Raw genomic sequence first — 16960 nt, 5'->3', positions numbered from 1 at the left:
ATTTAATATATTGTAGTATAATGTTAATACATATATATTTGAAAATATAAGTTTGGGAGGATGGGATAAAGTGCGAATAATTTTATCCTTTAGGGTATATTTATATTAAGAGGAGGTGTTTTTATGAAAAGGGTTCTTTTAGCGGTGCTGATACTAGTCTTTCTTTTGACTATTGGCCTTCAGGCGTATGCTGAGGGATGTGAACCCATTGCAAAGAAAGAATTTTTAGCTTCTTTTGACACCTTGTTAAGCCAATATGGCTATTCAAAAATTGATGAAAATTCAAAGGGAAATTTAACTAGAAGTGAAATGGCTACAATAGTTGGTAAAGTTCTTATAGACGAGAAGATAATTGACTTTAAAGAGAGCACTCTTCCCTTTAAAGACATATCCAATCTTAAAGAAGAAGAAAAAATGTATATAGGGGTACTTTATAAAAACAATATATTGAAAGGGAGAAATCTAAATATCTTTGATCCAAAGGGGCAATTAACCAGAGAAGAGTCTAAAATTGTATTGGAAAGATTGAAAGGAGTATTGGAGAATATGAAGAGGGAAAGTATACCCTTTAAAGTGAAGAATTTAGATCAGGCTTATAGTGGTGTGGTAGAAGGACTTATAGTAGATGAAAATGATAAATATTATGAAGTAAATATAGTAGAATGTTTTCCTACTCCAGGATATTCTATAGGAGTAGATAATGTAGTGGTACAAAATGACAGGGATGTAATCATATATTTAAACATTGTTCCACCAAAAGAAGGAAGTATTCAACTACAAGTAATAACATACAAAACAATGACTATAGAAATAGATAAGTCCTACTTAAAAGAAGGACCTTATACTTTTAGTACCAAATACAATTCATTTATAAGAGGTATGAGAAGAGAACTTTATTAAAATATTGTTGAGTATCCTTGACATAGAGTATATAATGTATAGGGAACAGGAGATGAAGGAGGAAAAAAGGTTGAAATTGCTTATAGTTGATGATTCTAAATTCACTCAAAAAGTAGAAGGAAATCTTTTTAAGGAAGTAGTACCAAATTTAGAAATATACTTTGCTAATGACGGAAAAGAAGGTGTTCAAAAATATATTGAAATAAATCCAGATTTAACTATTGTAGATTTGCTCATGCCCAATATGACAGGTATGGAGCTTTTAAAAGAAATAAAAGATATAGATAAAGATGCAAAAATGGTTGTAGTATCAGCTGATGTGCAGGAAAAAGTAAAACAAGAAGCTTATGACTTGGGTGCCCTTGCCTTTGTAAATAAACCTATAAACAAGGCAAAATAGAAGAAATTTTAAATATAGTGGGGATGTAGACATGGATAAAATTGGTATGAAAGAGGATATTTTAAAAGAAATAATAAATATCAATGTGGGACAAGCCGCAAGTCTTTTATCTGAAATGGTAGATAAAAAAATCGAATTAAAAGTACCCAAATTAAGAATTTTAGATGGAGAAATGGATTTTACACATACAGATTGTCCCAATCTTTTAAAAGGTGCTCTTATGGTATCTAGCATAAAATTTGAAAATGAACTGAATGGCAAAGCTGAACTCATTTTCCCGGCAAATCATATAAAAGAATTGACTTCTCTTTGTACAGGAGAAGAATGCTTTGATTTAGAAACTTTTACAGATACAGATTTTGATGTAATAAAAGAATTGGGGAATATAATACTTAATGCAGTCATAGGAGGCCTTGGAAATTTTTTGAATATGGCTATAGACTATTCTATGCCTGAGGTAAAATTGTTTGATACCATAGAGGTTCAAGAAGTACTCAAAAAAAAGAAAAAAGCTAATATACTTATTTTGTTTGTAAATTTCAAGATAGGCGGAACTCAAGTAAATGGAGCCCTTATAGTTACTTTCACGATAGATTCTATGAGGGATTTGATGGACAAATTAGATGAAGTGGAGAAAGGATTGTAATTTGCTATGGAAGATTATCTAAAAGTGTTAGATGGAGTAGATGAAGGTATAGTTGTACTAGATAAAGATTTAAATATAGTTTTTTGGAACAAATATATGGAAAACATTACGGATTTATCTAGAGATGAGGTAGAAGAAAAATACATTTGCGAAGTACTTCCTAAATTTAAAGAGAAAATTTTCCTTGATATATTTAAATATATGCTTAAAAGCAACCAAAAATACTTTTTTTCAGCTGCACTGCATAAAAAATTTGTGGATATAAAAAGATATGGAAATTGCAATTTAAGACAAAATTTAAAATTGAGTACCATTTCGGTAAATGATGAAAATCATATTCTAATGGAATTTGTAGATGTGACTGGTCAGTACATCAGAGTAGAAGAGTTAAAAAGCTATATTCAAAGATTAGAAGAAACTCAAGAGATAATCAAAAATTTAGCAGATTATGATCAATTGACCAATGTATACAATAGAAGAGTCTTTTTTGAAGAAGTAGAAGAGCTTATAGAAAAAAATAGAGAAACTGATTTCAGAGGTGTCTTTACAGTACTGGATGTAGATAAATTTAAAGAGATAAATGACACATATGGTCATTATTTTGGAGATGAGGTTTTAAGGATTACAGGAGAAAGACTAAATAGAATAACTAGAGATGGAGATTTAGTTGGAAGGTATGGAGGAGATGAATTTTTGATTTTCGTTCCCAATATAAAGGAAAGAAAAGATATGAGAAAGTTATCTCAGAGAATATTGAATAGTTTAAATTCTTCTGTAGTTGTAGAAGGCAAAATAATTAAGCCCTCTGTGAGTCTTGGAATGAGCCTTTATCCAGAAGATGGTACCAATATAGACGAGCTTTTTAGAGTTGCAGACAAAGAACTCTATAGAGACAAAGGAAGAAATGAAAGGTGCTGCTTTAAGTAGCACCTTCTATGCATTCTACAAAATCCCATTGAAAACGCCAAAATTTTCAATTATAATATATTAGACCATATTATTACATCGGGGGGTCTTATACTTGAATAGTAGCAAAAAAAGAGCAGCTCAATCTGCCGCAATGATTGCAGGAGTCACACTTTTCAGTAAATTTTTAGGGTTTTTAAGAGAAGTACTCATTGCTTCTAAATTTGGTTCTGGATATGAAACAGACACCTATTTTGTAGCTATGACAGCCACAGTCATAGTCATGACTACAATTGGAGCAGCTCTTAAAACCACTCTTATCCCCATATTTTCTGAGATTGAAGAGAGAAAAGGCAAAGAAGAAAAATTAAAATACATGAACAATGTATTTAATGTAGTGTTTTTAATAACTATTTTATTGGTGGTTGTTGGATACTTTGCCTCTCCTTTGGTAGTGAAAATATTGGCAAAGGGATTTACAGGAGAACAATATAAATTAGCTGTAAAATTAAACAGAATTGGACTTCCCATCATCATATTCATGGGATTTAGCTATGTATATCAAGGACTTCTTGAGAGCAGTGAAATATTTGGACCTCCAGCTATATCAGGTATCCCTTTCAACTTAGTGTATATAATATATCTTTTCACTATAAGTAAAAAATTTGGCATAACAGGGCTCATGGTCACAAGTATTGTAGCAGCCGCACTTCAGTGGCTCATTCAAGTACCTGCTACGAAAAAGATGGGATATAGCTATGGGCTTTCCATGGATTTAAAAGATAAATACCTAAACAAGGCCCTTACACTGACAGGTCCAGTACTTATAGGTTCTGCAGTTCAGCAAATAAATGTCATCATAGATAGAACTCTAGCTTCTGGTTTGCAAGAAGGAAGTATTTCGGCACTAAACTATGCATCTCGTGTAAATGATCTCATCATTACAGTATTTGTCATGGCTATCACAACAGTTATATTTCCAATGCTTTCAAAGGCATTTACAAAGGGAGATACAAGAGAAGGAAAGGAACTCATGGGAGAAGGTATAAATATAATTCTCATCATAACTGTTCCCGCTACCATTGGCATAGTCATACTTGCAGAACCAGCAATAAAAGTATTTTTCCAAAGAGGAGCCTTTGATGAAGTGGCAACTTATATGACTTCTCAGGCACTTATATATTATTCTCTAGGTCTTGTAGGTTCTTCCTTAAGACTTATGCTCAACAAGGTCTTTTATTCAGTTCAGGACACTACAACACCTATGATAAATGGAATGATAGCTGTAGGAATAAATGTAGCACTTAATTATGCATTGATAGGATATATGGGACATGCAGGTCTTGCATTGGCTACAAGTATTTCAGCCACTATAACCACTATACTTTTATTTATAGATCTTAGAAAAAAATTAGGCAAGATAGGACTAAAAAAGTATTTAGTATGCTTTTTAAAGACTCTTGCAGCTTCTATAGTTATGGGACTAGCAGTTTACCTAGTATATTTTGGACTCACTGGACTTCTTCCAAATATGTTTATAGTAGAGCTACTAATACTCATATTGTCTGTAGCTGTAGGAGTAGGAATATACTTTATACTTTGTTCGATATTTAAAATAAAAGAAATGAGAATCATAATGAAGAGACTTTTGAAAAAATAAATACTTTTAGGGGAAAGGGACAGGTTTCTGTCCCTTAATTGTTAAATAAACACCCATCAGGAATACGATTTCCTAATGACTCAATATAAAAATTAAAGATACGACAATTAAAGATACAATCAAAGTTATTTTCTTTGCTTCTATATATTTAAAATTTTCTTTATACATAAATAAATCCTCCTCTAGCTATGTTTAAACAAATAAATGGTTAAATAAATAACAAACTATGTGAATATTATAACACCATAAAAAATATAAAGCAAATTTAATTTTTCTACTTGAAACATACGTTCGGTTGTTGTATAATCGTTTCATGGGGGTGATGATATGGATAAGGGAAGTTTTATCCAAATGATATTTGAAATTGCAGCTGAAGGCTATGCGGATTTTGGCATATTGCCTAGTTTGGCCATATCTCAAGGAATACTTGAGTCAGATTGGGGAAAAAAACATATAGAAAACAACATTTACGGCATAAAAGCAGGAAAGTCCTGGACTGGAAAAGTTGCCTTGAGAAACACCAGAGAATGGGATGGGAAAAAGTATGTAGTAAAACAAGAAAGATTTAGAGCCTATTCAAGCTTTGAAGAAAGCGTATGGGATTATCTAAAACTACTGGGGAAGACCAAGAGATATGAAAAGGTAAAAAAGCAAGAGATTATAGAGAAGCCTCTAACTTTGTATATGAATGCGGTTATGCTACAGATCCAAAGTATCCACAAAAGCTAATTAAGCTTATAGAAGAAAATCAATTGTACAAATACGACAATGCAATTTCTATAAGTCTCTGGGCAGAAAAGGCCTGGGATTGGGCCACCAAAGAAGCCATCACTGATGGAACCAATCCAAAAGGATTTGCAACCAGAGAAGAAGTTGCCACTATGCTATATAGAGCCTGCCAAGGCCCGAATTTTGTTGAAAGTTTTTCATATTGAATGGGAGAGTAAATTAATGGTATAATAAACATAGTTCTTATACGGAGGGAATGGTAATGGCTAAGGATATAACAAATGAACAATTATTTGAATTTATGACAAATATGTATAGTGAAATGCAAGAAATGAAAGAAAATATGGCAACAAAAGATGATTTAGCTAAGACCAACCGATCTATAGGTAGACTTGAAGATAAAATGGATGCAAACCATAAGGCTTTATATGATGGATATAAATTAACTGTACTCGAAAAAAAGGTAGATGAAATTGACAACAAAGTTGAAAAACAGGATGCTGAGATAAGGTGATCAAAGGAACGAAATAATCCTTTTCCAGCGTATCCCAAAAACCTTAAGATTTTTGATAAATCTTAAGGTTTTTTTATGTGACTTGATGGAAGTTTGCAAGCTAAATGCAGGAGTTTATAAGACGCATTCTATGAAAATATGTGGAATTTGTAGAAAAATGTCTTAATTTTGTTGGAGGATATGGAGGATATTTGTAGAAGGATATAAGCATAGATGAAAATCATGATGAAAAATGAATAGAATATCGACATTAAATTTTAGGGCAGCTGTGGTTACGGTTGCCCTTGATTTGTATTAGGATGTTGATAAGAATTCAATTTCTCATGAGTGTAAAATTGATTTAAAACATAAGAAAGGAGTAAAATATGGATTCTTCATAATTATAATTTAAAAATAGTGAATTGTAGTTTAAATTTATGGGGGGGGGATCTTATTTGAAAATTAAATCTATGTGTATAGAAAATTTTAGGTCAATTAAAAGACAGAAAATTAATAATATTAGTAATGCTCTTGTTTTAGTGGGGAAAAATAATGGTGGGAAAAGTTCTATTATTAATGCAATTAGGACGTTTTTTGGCGAATATCAAGTAATTCAAGATGATTTTCATAAAAATGCACCAGAGATGGAAATTATAATTACTTTCCAAGTAGATGAAAGTTATTTAAAAAATTTTGTATTTGATTCTAAAATAGGAATATCCAAAATTCCATCCAATTCTAGTGACTTCAGCGCTGTAAATTCAAATACTATGTTTGAGAAATTTAATTTTACTTCTAAATTCAAATCTTATAGAGAAGAAATATTAAAAGATGAAAAAGATATTAGTATTTTATTAAAAGAGCATGAAGATTTAGTTAATTTATGGATTAAAGCTATATCAAATAAATTTAATATTTCAAATAATGAATTGACTGTTTGCTGTTCTATTAATAATAAAAAGGATTTTAAACCTAAGTATACTGATATCGATGGAAAAGAGATAAAAGATGTTACTGCATTGTTTCCTAAATTAGCTTTTATAGATGATGACAGAAATTTTGATGAAGAAGAAGTGGGGAAAAATAAAACGTTAACTAACGATATTTTTGGAAATCACATATTAAAAAAGAGTAGAACAGAAAAAGAAATATCTTGTGATAATTGTATTAAGGATAATTGTAAAGAATGCCTAGATAAAATACATGAGAAAAATATGGATGATTTAAATATAAATGATTTAGAAAAGTTAATAAAAAACAAACTAGATAATGCCTCAGTTGAAATTTCTTCTGAAATTAGTTCATATTTCCAAAGTAACTATAAAGATGGCTATAAAATATATATTGAACCTAAGAGCAATGTGGACAAGTCATTATCTATTAATACCAAGATATATAATCCTACATTGGATCAAAAAATAGAACTATCTAATGTAGGTGCAGGTTTAAGAAGTATTTATATTCTTTCTTTATTACAAGCTTATCATAAATTAAATGATGATAATACTACTATATTCTTGATAGAGGAGCCTGAAATTTATTTACACCCATCACTTCAAAAAGATATGGGAACTATTTTATTAGAAATATCACAATCAAATCAAGTAATATTTACTACTCATTCCCCATTACTGCTTAAGAACTTTGAGATTGATGATATTAAAAATGTGTATATCAATGACGAATGCGAAACAATAATATCTAATACCAGTATAGATGAAGTGTTAAGAGAATTAGGTTATTCTACAGAAGATATACTCCAAACTAATTTTGTAATTTTTGTAGAGGGAAAAGATGACAAAGCTAGATTAAAAGATATTATCAATAATTATTATAGTGTAGATACAAATGATATCTTTTTTGTTGATACTAATGGATGTAAGAATATTGAAACATATGCAACTTTGAAGTTTCTCAATAAAACGAATATGAAAGATGATTTTTTAATTATAAGAGATTCTGATACAAAGGAAAAAGAAGATATAAAGAATAAGACTATACAAGAATGTAAAAAGCAATTAAATGACGAATGTCCAGACAATATAGAAGAAAAAATTTTAGTATTGGATTATAGTGCTTTTGATAACTATTTTTTAGAACCAGAAATATTGATTAAAATGGGTATTATAAAAGATATCGACCAATATAGTGAAAAAATAAATAAACATATTAATACTAATAAAACTAGAATTATAGAGTATATTAAAAACAATAATTCTGAATCCAGAGCTAGTGAATTAATAGATTTAATTTATAGAGACTGTGAAGTATTAGAAAAAATTGAAGATATTAAAAAGTATGTAAGGGCACATGAATTATTTGGTGAGTTTGGAGGAAAACTCAAGTATGGTACAAGTGAATATGTTGAATTTTCTAACGAAGACAATTTTAGTGAAATTATAGATTTTCTTGATACGGCTGATTACTTTAAATATAAGAAGAAGAATTTATCTTTAGAAGTTTCTGCTAAATAGTTTAATAAGAGTGCAGATAATTCTATGCTTATAGGAGATAAAATCTATAATTTTTAATTTGCTAGAATTGTTCAGTTTTATGCATGAAATCGAATGGATTTGATAATAATTTTTATAAATCTTGAAGCAATTTTATGTTTTATTTGAGTTTTGAAGAGCCAACATTGATATGTCGTTTTGACATATTAATGTTGGCTTAATTTTTTCCCTATTTTTGGGACAAACTCAGGGGAGAAAAACGCTCCCCTCGCAAAGATACCTGGTACAGCCCAAATTTTGTCGAAAGTTTTTATTTGGGTATTTAGATACAAAATCAGTATTTATTGACTAAGCTATAGCTAGACTTGAAGATAAAATGGTACCATAAAAAGCTTATTTTGATAAGAAGAAACAAAATCTTTAAGATTTTTGATAAATCCTAAGGTTTTTTAAAATATTTACAAATATTCTATGAAGTGACAAGGATTTTCCAAATTTATGTCGAAATAACTGTATTATGAATAAAACTATTTTAAAATATCATAAATCAATATTACTTATAAGTAATATTGATAAGAAAATTATTGCAAATATTACTTATAAGTAATATAATATGTAAATAAGGAGATACTACAATGAAAGAAGAAAAAATTTCAAAGGTATTATATCCTGATTTTTTTAATAGTGACTATATAATTGCCTATTCAGAAGTAAATGAAGAATTAAAGGAATTAATTGAACTAAGTGGATATAAAGAAGAATTTACTAGAAAATTTAGAAAAACATTGATAATGCTGGAAAGTTTAAAGAGAAATTGTATTAAGCAAAAGTCTTTTGAAAGACTTATTAAAAATGGTGATATATATTCCATTAGGCTTATCTGCAATAGAGATTGCAAAAGATAGGATAAATAAAATATTAGAATGAGAGGAGAGATTGGTATGTTAAATAAGGAGTTACTTGCTAGCCCTTGGGATTTAGTAAATGAATTGGCTGATGATGACTTAAAACAATTGTTTGAGTTGGATGATATTCTAGTAGACATATCTCTAAAAATAATTAATTATAGGATAGATAACAATTTATCACAAAAACAATTAGCAGAGAAACTTGATATTTCCCAGTCGATGGTATCCAAGTTGGAAAGTGGAGAATATAATCCAACGGTGGAACAATTATGGAAAATTTCTAAAAAATTAGGGTGGAGTTTTAAAGTAATAATGGAAGATGAAAAAAGTGAAATTCAACAAATTTGGGATATCTTTGATTCTTATGACAGTGATGAAATGTGCGACATATCACAGAGAGCAATTAAATTGGGGGAGAGTGCATAATGGATTTAAAAAATACAGTTGCTAATTTCCAATTTATAGCTAATAGAGTATCAAATTTTACCTTGGAAACGAGAGATGTGGACATAAAAGGTGAAAAAGCAAAAGTAAATTATGATATTGACTATAATATTATAGAGATAAAAGAGGATGAAAAGCTATTTATAGGTAAACTAGAATATATAGTAGTTATTAAGGCAAAAATGAAGAATAAAATACTGTTCAAAATACAGCTTACTATGGAAGGTATATTTGCAGGGGTTAAAAATAAATTAAGTGAAGAAGATTTTAGAAATATGATAGAATTAAATGGAATTGCCACTTTATCACATCTAAGCAGAGCGTACATCATATCAGCCACATCTCTTGCAGGAATAAATCCACCGGTTAAAGTGCCAATGATTAATATACATGTGTTGAGAGAAATGAAAAAAAAGAAAGAAAAAGATGAATAAAAGAAGACAAAAATCTGATATGATGCTTCCAAAGTAGACAGTCTAATTAATTAAAAATAGACTATCTACTTGGAGGTATTTTTTATGGGAAGAAAACCAAAGGATAGTAAAGAAGTAAAAATTAAAGATTGTAAAGATTATGAGAATGGTAATATTAGTTTTGATGGAATTGCTGATGAGATTGGGACAACAAAGGAAGTTGTGCGTTAATGGTATTTAACATATAAAAAACATGGACCAAGTGCATTTGAAACATCAAATAAAAATTGTTCATATAGCAAAGAGTTTAAGTTATTTGTAATAGAAGAATATACTTCAGGTAGTTATTCACTACCAGACTTAGCTGCTAAATATAACATTTCTACGGGAGTAATTAATAATTGGATTAACAAATGGTATAATGGTATAGAAATAAATGTCTATGATCCTAAAGGAGATATCTATAGATCCTCGAATAATTACCTTATCCTTTAGTTTCATAAGAGATAGTTTTTCTACTAATTTCATCATATCTATTTCAGTAAGTATACTTAGTTCCTCTAATGTTTTTTCTCCTTCACTTAATAATGTTTCGATAATCTTTTTTTCTGTTTCATGTAAATTGACTAATTCTTATCATCCTTATTCTCTACAATTTTAGATTTATATCTATTATTTATCAACAATTGTTCTTTGAGCCGTAAAGGTACCTAGTACCGCTTGTTTATTGTGATTATAGTATATGTTTAGGAGGAGGTTGGGCGTTGTGACTTACTTGAAGGTGTATACAGTTCTTATCCTACAGTAGATATTTCGAGTTATTCATATCTAAAAGAGCTAAGAAAAAACAATGAAATTGTAAGAGATAATGAAATAACTTACTTTAGGAGTAGTGATATTATAAATTTACGTTGTTTCTGTCTTTTTGGACTTTATAATACATATTTTGAATATCGTTATTTCCATGAAACTAATAAATGGACAAATGTTTTCTATGTAAAATTAGATTATTTCAGAGATTTTTATAAATTTAAAAGTAGAGATGAAATTAATCAATTACCTGATGAAGAACAGCCAGTTTTTATAATTATTAAAATCCAAAATAAGTTCTTTGAAAGGCTACATTCTCACTTTGAAAAAATAAGAATATCAAGAAATGATATTCTTATAAAGCCTATAGAATATTAGGTTGGAAGGCGAAGCATGGGGTAAAGGAAATAGTTCGTGATGTTTTGAGAAAGGTTATGTTTTGTGCCAGTAGGCAAAAACATTTAAAATACAAATGGAGGTGATGCACTTGGCAGAAGAATACCTAAGAATATGTGAAGATTGCGGCGCTCCTTTCTTTACTGCTGGAGAACAAGCTAAACCTTTCAAACAGGTATTAACCGCTGAACCATACAAGATCGTAAGCATGGATAACTTCCCAACAGGTGACCCATTAGCCACACTTAACATCATAGGCAATGGCTTTGATTTGATGCATGGTGTCAAGTCCAGCTATTACAATTTCAGAGATATGCTTGGGAAAAACAATTCATTGCGTTTTGCTCTTGAAACCTACCTGAATGTTGAAGATTTGTGGGCTGATTTTGAGGATGCTTTAGCTTATATCAATAGTGATGCCATGTTTGGTGTTGTTGATATGTGGCTTGACGACTTCGACGCTTATGACTCGGATGCACAGGCGGCAGATTTTTTTGAAGCTGTTGATACAGCGACTGGACCTGCGCAAACGATAACTAATGATTTGCCTCGGAGATTTCGTATGTGGGTAGAATCATTGAAAGTGCCGGATATGGCTTACACACCGCTCAATGGAGTAATTCGTAATTCCAAAACGCTTAACTTTAACTATACGGAATTCATAGAAGATCTGTATGGCGTAGAAAAAGAGAATGTTTGTTATATTCATGGTTGCAGACGAAAAGAGAAATACCACCCGAAGGATAAGTTGATAATTGGTCATGTTCCCGGTGCAGGGGACGATGATTTAGTTGGTGATTTCAGATTGCCGAAGTACAAAAACAGTCGGAAATGCGAGATGGTAGAAGCAGCAATTGATACGGCGGCACGAAACCTTTCTTGGTATGATGAAGAAACCACAAAGAACTGCAAGGATATTATAAAAAACCATCAAGAGTTCTTTGATGGACTGTCGAATTTGAGCCGGATAATCGTTGTTGGTCATTCACTTTCTCCTGTGGACTGGGACTATTTTAAAAAGATAATCAGCGTAAACAAAAATGAGAATAACATTGAATGGCTTATTAGCTGTCATAGTGCCCAAAATATAGAAAGTATTAAGATGTTTGCAGGTGCAATGGGCATAAAGGTGGAGCAGATTGCATTGTTTGTCACATAATGATTCAATGATATAATATATATAATTTATACACGGAGATGTACATTAGGATGGATGATAAGAATGATATTAAACATTACAAATGAACAATTATTTGAATTTATGGCGAAGATGTATAGTGAAATGCAAGAAATGAAAGAAAATATGGCAACAAAATATGATTTAGATAAGATAAACCAATCCATAGTTAGACTTGAAGATAAAATGGACGCAAACCATAAAGTTTTATATGATGGCTATAAACAAACTTATGAAATATTAACTGTTCCCAGCGTATTCCAAAAACCTTAAGATTTTTGATAAATCTTGAGGTTTTTTTATGTGACTTGATGGAAGCTTGTAAGCTAAATGTATGAGTTTATAAGGAGGATTCTATGGGGACATGTGAAATTTGTAGAAAAATGTCTTAAATTTATTGGAGGATATGGGGGATATTTGTAGAAGGATATAATATGGATAAAATCATGTTGAAAGGAATAGAATGTTTACATTAAAGTTTAGAGCAGCTGTGGTTACGGTTGCCCTTGATTTTATATTAGGTTGTTGTTGAGTGATTTTAAAGGGAGTGAGGGAATAGTGGCAACAAAAATAGAAATATTTACTCATTATTTATCAGAAGTATAAAAAATATTGAGTGAATTAGATTATTATAAAAGTACTAAATATCTGGTTTAAACCCAAATGTTATGCTGGAGTTGGGACTATCATATGGTCTCGGGAAAGAAACAATAGTAATAAAAGAAAAAGGAGCAAAAAATATTTCTGATATTGCAGGTATTGAATATATTGAGTATTCTCATGCAGGAGAATTAAGAGATCATCTAATTAAAATTTTTCGAAAATAAATATTATGAAGTGGATATATGGGTTATATTGAAAACATTTATTATGAAGTTTTTAAGTTCTATCAAAAGATTGTTTTATTAAGGTGAAAAACATGGAAGATATTTTTTTGAATAAAGATAATTTTATATTAGCTTTTCAAAGATTAGAAACAGCTCAAAGGAGTTCTTATAAGTCTATGTATTTAGATGATTTAAAAAATTTTGGTTTTAATTTAGAGACTAATATTGAGACGCTGATAAAAACAATATGTGATGATACATATGAGCCAAGTGCTGCATACAAAATTTATGTACCAAAATCAAACGGCACTGTAAGACCACTAACAGTTATTTCGTTTGTTGACTTACTTGTATATCAAGCTATAGTTAATATTTTAGCAGAGAAATTATATGATAAATTTAAATATAAATATAATAAAAATGTATTTGGCAATATATATAATAATTCTAAAAGTCCTGATAAAAGAATATTTTTTTATGTTCAGTGGAAAAAACAATGGAAGGCATATAACAAATTATCAATTAAGCATTTTAAGGACGGATTCAAGTACATGTGCCAATTTGATTTAGCTTCATTTTATGACACTATCGATCATTCTATATTGTTTAAGTTTATCCAAGATGATTTGAGGCAGGATAAGTTAATTGAAGTACTTGAGAAACAGTTAAATAAATGGTCCTGTGATTATGATAGATCTAGTATATATGCTACTCATGGTATACCACAAGGGCCTATTGCTTCTGGGTTTTTAGCGGAAATATTTCTTGATTATATAGATGAAAAAATTATATCTAAAGAAAATAAGAATAGAAACATAAGGTATTTAAGATATGTTGATGATATACGTTTATTTACCAAAGATGAAGCTACTGGAATGAGATACTTAGCTTATTTAGATTTATTGGTAAGGGATATAGGGTTAATTCCACAGGCGAGTAAGTTTGGAATTAAACTTATAGAAAACGAAAGTGAAATTAGAGTGGATAACAAAAAAATTTCTAAGATAGATAATTACTATCGTATTAATGGTAAACTTAAAGAGAAAGATAATAATAAACTTATAAAAAGTCTAAAAAATTCATTAATAGATGAAAAAATTAAAAATAAGTCATATGATAAGACGGTTTTAAAATTTGCTCTTTATAGGATTGGCCCAGATGATGAAATAAAAAACTTGTTACTGTCAAATATTGATAGCTTATATAGTAATTTTGAAGAAGTATGTTATTATTTATCAAAGTACTATAACGATGATGATGATGTCAATATGTGGCTTGAAACGTTTTTAAATAATAAAAATATACCATATAATTACCTTGTAGCGATAGTATTTAAATATTTTTATAATTCAGTTGAATATTCAAGAAAAATATATGATTTATATTATACAAATGTAGATAGGAAGGACTGGTATGTAAGGTATTATTTATTGGATTGGATCATTTCACATAAGACATCTATTCTTGATTTATTAAATGATGATTTAAATCCACATGTACAGAGGAAATTACTATATTATAAGTATAAAACAAAAGATGATATTGATGCTAAATTGTTGATACTTGATGTAATGATGAAAGATGAAGATATTCAAACTGCTATATTAGGTTTTAATCTTTACTTCGAACTAACAGGAGAAATAAACATAGAAAAGACAGAGGACTTGAATGAATTTTTAAGAAAGGTATTAGATATCTCATTAGAAGAGAACTATATAACAAAAACCTTAAAAAATAAATATGGAATAGAAAATGGCAAAATGTTCTTTTACAAAGATATTTGGACTGATGATGAATTAAAATTTGCAAATATGGTATTTAAAACAGCCAATACTTTATATAAGGTAGATCCATCTTCATGGCTAGGGTATATAAATACATTAAATCATACAATTACAGTAAAAATTTTAGAATCTAATTTTATAGAGATACCAAATAAAAAGGAATTTGATAATATTTTAGAATTAGATGGATACATAAAGCATTATTTTCCAAGAACTTATGAAAGTTTTTCAAAAATAAATAATAGGAGAAATGAATTACCCTCTTCACATCCTTATACTCGGGATGGAAGTATTGACAAGCCACTTCAACCAAATGAAAGAAATAGATATGAAATATATTTTTTAACAGCAATAAAGGAAATAATTGAAATATATGAAGGAATATATAATGAGAATGATAAACAGGAGATTGCAACAACACAAGAAGAAAAATCTTTATAATATATGTATGTTATTTATTTTTATAATAAAAAAGCACTTGTAAAAAGAACACGTGTTTCATATAATGGAATAAAGATATAATATATTAGTTAAATACAAGGGGCTAAATTATGTTATTAGAAGATGAATTTTGAATATTAGGATTGGGTGAGGTTGATGAAAGTTTTATTATCTATTAAACCAGAATATGCTCAAGAGATTTTTGAGGGAGAGAAATATATAGGGATTGATGAAATCAATAGTGTGGCAAAAGTAGTAAAGAATAAATTAACAATATCATGGCTAGCTGTTTTATTATGGCTAGCCAGTATTTTTTATGTAGGTGCATAGTGAGAAGTGGGATGAAGGATATGCCCTTGATGTTCACGTTGTTCAGAGCGCTTATATCGGAGAAGATGAATATGGATATCCTAAGTTTGATACAATTAGAAGTGAAATTGGAGAACTAGTTTATCAATTAAAATATAAAAATGAAGAGGAGCTAGTTTATGATATAATTAAATTAATAGATCCTTTTTTAAAAAAATGGGATGTTATTAAGAAAGTCGATATAGTAATACCTGTACCTCCGAGTAATAAGAGTAGAAGTTTTCAGCCTGTGTTTTTGATAGCAGAAAAAATAGCTGAATCTTTAAATAAACCTGTTGTTTTAGATTTGTTAGAAAAGGTTGACTCAGAGCAAATAAAAAATTTAACTTCTGAAGAAAAAACTAAAGCGATTAGTGGTTCAATTGTAAAACGGGAAAATTTCAAAATTAATGTAAATTTATTACTTGTTGATGACATATATAAATCAGGCACTACCTTAAAAGAAGTATGTAATGTATTGAAGAGAGATAAGAATGTTGATAATGTATATGTATTAACTATGACAAAAACAAGAGGGTGATTGGTATTAAAATATTTATAGCTGGCCCGCGTTCTGTATCAAAATTAAATTTAAAAGTTGCTACAAAACTAGATAATATTATTAATAATGATTTTACTGTTTTGGTTGGGGATGCAAATGGAGTAGATAAAGCAATACAGAAATATTGTAATGAGAAAGAATATGGAAATGTTATTGTATATGCAACAGGAAAACATGAAGGGTATAGAGGAATTGGTAAATCTAATAAATAATAAGGATATTAAGGAATTTTTCATAGAAAAAATAACTGAACCTGAACAACTTACATTAGAGATATAAAATATTTGTAAGAGTCAAATTTGCTTACAGGAAAGGAAATATTGGACAAATAAATTAGCTAATTTGGCATTGAACAGTCTCCTTAATTTACCTTGTATGTAATCACAAATTGTTCAAAAACTACATATGAGGTGATGATTTTGAAAGACAAAGAGAAAAAAGAAGTAGTTGATAAAAATTTTTTCAATGCAATGAGTTATGAATTTGCTGGTGAGATTGGAATACTCGACAATGAAGATATGAAGCAAAACAAAAAGCTTATTTCTGATAAGAATAAAGGAAAACAACAAAAACCTTAAGATTTTTTATAAGTCTTAAGGTTTTTTTATGTGACCTTACTATCAAATATGTGTATTATATCTAAAATAATTGATGAAGCAGATA

At 29.3% G+C, this 16960-nt stretch carries 20 protein-coding genes and 1 pseudogene; all 21 read left to right on the top strand.

The features are described 5' to 3' along the window. The first annotated feature begins 123 nt into the window (after positions 1 to 123). The 21 genes and pseudogenes from ACFWUA_RS03590 (at position 124) to ACFWUA_RS03490 (ending at position 16875) form a co-directional block, all read left to right on the top strand. Entirely contained in the window at positions 124 to 900 is a 777-nt protein-coding gene (locus ACFWUA_RS03590; protein ID WP_416198799.1) for an S-layer homology domain-containing protein, read from the top strand. A 70-nt stretch (positions 901 to 970) separates the two neighbouring features. Next, on the top strand, positions 971 to 1300 hold the full coding sequence (locus ACFWUA_RS03585; protein ID WP_416198798.1) for a response regulator transcription factor: 330 nt from the start codon (positions 971 to 973) through the stop codon (positions 1298 to 1300). Positions 1301 to 1331: 31 nt separating this feature from the next. Continuing rightward, complete coding sequence (locus ACFWUA_RS03580) at positions 1332 to 1946, top strand: chemotaxis protein CheC (protein WP_416198797.1); 615 nt, start codon at positions 1332 to 1334, stop codon at positions 1944 to 1946. Between the two features lie 6 nt (positions 1947 to 1952). Continuing rightward, a complete protein-coding gene (locus tag ACFWUA_RS03575) occupies positions 1953 to 2873 on the top strand; it encodes a sensor domain-containing diguanylate cyclase (protein WP_072742849.1) in 921 nt (306 codons plus the stop codon). Positions 2874 to 2967: 94 nt separating this feature from the next. Continuing rightward, on the top strand, positions 2968 to 4512 hold the full coding sequence (murJ, locus tag ACFWUA_RS03570) for a murein biosynthesis integral membrane protein MurJ (RefSeq protein ID WP_416198796.1): 1545 nt from the start codon (positions 2968 to 2970) through the stop codon (positions 4510 to 4512). 327 nt (positions 4513 to 4839) lie between these two features. Next, positions 4840 to 5241 (top strand): glycoside hydrolase family 73 protein, encoded by a 402-nt coding sequence (locus tag ACFWUA_RS03565; protein ID WP_416198795.1) that lies wholly within the window; start codon positions 4840 to 4842, stop codon positions 5239 to 5241. A gap of 262 nt (positions 5242 to 5503) precedes the next feature. After that, entirely contained in the window at positions 5504 to 5755 is a 252-nt protein-coding gene (locus ACFWUA_RS03560) for a hypothetical protein (protein WP_416198794.1), read from the top strand. A gap of 434 nt (positions 5756 to 6189) precedes the next feature. Continuing rightward, positions 6190 to 8208, top strand: coding sequence for an ATP-dependent nuclease (locus ACFWUA_RS03555; RefSeq protein WP_416198793.1), 2019 nt, complete (start codon positions 6190 to 6192; stop codon positions 8206 to 8208). 614 nt (positions 8209 to 8822) lie between these two features. Beyond that, positions 8823 to 9092 carry a hypothetical protein gene (locus ACFWUA_RS03550; protein ID WP_416198792.1) on the top strand — a complete coding sequence of 90 codons (270 nt, stop codon included), beginning with the start codon at positions 8823 to 8825 and terminating at the stop codon, positions 9090 to 9092. Positions 9093 to 9128: 36 nt separating this feature from the next. Continuing rightward, the gene (locus ACFWUA_RS03545) at positions 9129 to 9521 is read left to right on the top strand and encodes a helix-turn-helix domain-containing protein (protein ID WP_416198791.1); all 393 of its coding nucleotides are present in this window, start codon (positions 9129 to 9131) and stop codon (positions 9519 to 9521) included. Beyond that, entirely contained in the window at positions 9521 to 9973 is a 453-nt protein-coding gene (locus ACFWUA_RS03540; protein WP_416198790.1) for a hypothetical protein, read from the top strand. Before ACFWUA_RS03545 ends, ACFWUA_RS03540 begins: the two co-directional genes overlap by 1 nt. An 84-nt stretch (positions 9974 to 10057) precedes the next feature. Further along, positions 10058 to 10183: a hypothetical protein gene (locus ACFWUA_RS03535; protein WP_416198789.1), complete on the top strand. Its 126-nt coding sequence runs from the start codon at positions 10058 to 10060 to the stop codon at positions 10181 to 10183. A gap of 63 nt (positions 10184 to 10246) precedes the next feature. Further along, positions 10247 to 10447, top strand: a pseudogene (locus ACFWUA_RS03530) (transposase); the annotation flags it as partial. A gap of 802 nt (positions 10448 to 11249) precedes the next feature. Continuing rightward, the gene (locus tag ACFWUA_RS03525; protein ID WP_416198788.1) at positions 11250 to 12317 is read left to right on the top strand and encodes an AbiH family protein; all 1068 of its coding nucleotides are present in this window, start codon (positions 11250 to 11252) and stop codon (positions 12315 to 12317) included. A gap of 63 nt (positions 12318 to 12380) precedes the next feature. After that, entirely contained in the window at positions 12381 to 12608 is a 228-nt protein-coding gene (locus ACFWUA_RS03520; protein ID WP_416198787.1) for a hypothetical protein, read from the top strand. 395 nt (positions 12609 to 13003) lie between these two features. Further along, entirely contained in the window at positions 13004 to 13162 is a 159-nt protein-coding gene (locus ACFWUA_RS03515; protein ID WP_416198786.1) for a hypothetical protein, read from the top strand. 107 nt (positions 13163 to 13269) lie between these two features. Continuing rightward, a complete protein-coding gene (locus ACFWUA_RS03510) occupies positions 13270 to 15387 on the top strand; it encodes a reverse transcriptase domain-containing protein (RefSeq protein WP_416198785.1) in 2118 nt (705 codons plus the stop codon). A gap of 156 nt (positions 15388 to 15543) precedes the next feature. Continuing rightward, positions 15544 to 15717, top strand: a complete 174-nt coding sequence (locus ACFWUA_RS03505; RefSeq protein ID WP_416198784.1) for a hypothetical protein — start codon at positions 15544 to 15546, stop codon at positions 15715 to 15717. After that, on the top strand, positions 15710 to 16276 hold the full coding sequence (locus tag ACFWUA_RS03500) for a ComF family protein (RefSeq protein ID WP_416198783.1): 567 nt from the start codon (positions 15710 to 15712) through the stop codon (positions 16274 to 16276). Before ACFWUA_RS03505 ends, ACFWUA_RS03500 begins: the two co-directional genes overlap by 8 nt. After that, positions 16273 to 16509 (top strand): hypothetical protein, encoded by a 237-nt coding sequence (locus tag ACFWUA_RS03495; protein WP_416198782.1) that lies wholly within the window; start codon positions 16273 to 16275, stop codon positions 16507 to 16509. Before ACFWUA_RS03500 ends, ACFWUA_RS03495 begins: the two co-directional genes overlap by 4 nt. A 207-nt stretch (positions 16510 to 16716) precedes the next feature. Beyond that, on the top strand, positions 16717 to 16875 hold the full coding sequence (locus tag ACFWUA_RS03490; protein WP_416198781.1) for a hypothetical protein: 159 nt from the start codon (positions 16717 to 16719) through the stop codon (positions 16873 to 16875). The last annotated feature ends 85 nt before the right edge of the window (positions 16876 to 16960 follow it).

It is taken from the genome of Sporanaerobacter sp. (genome assembly GCF_047830725.1).
GTDB lineage: Bacteria > Bacillota > Clostridia > Tissierellales > Sporanaerobacteraceae > Sporanaerobacter.
Note: the sequence above shows the minus strand (reverse complement) of the source record. Positions and strands in the feature narration are given on the sequence as shown.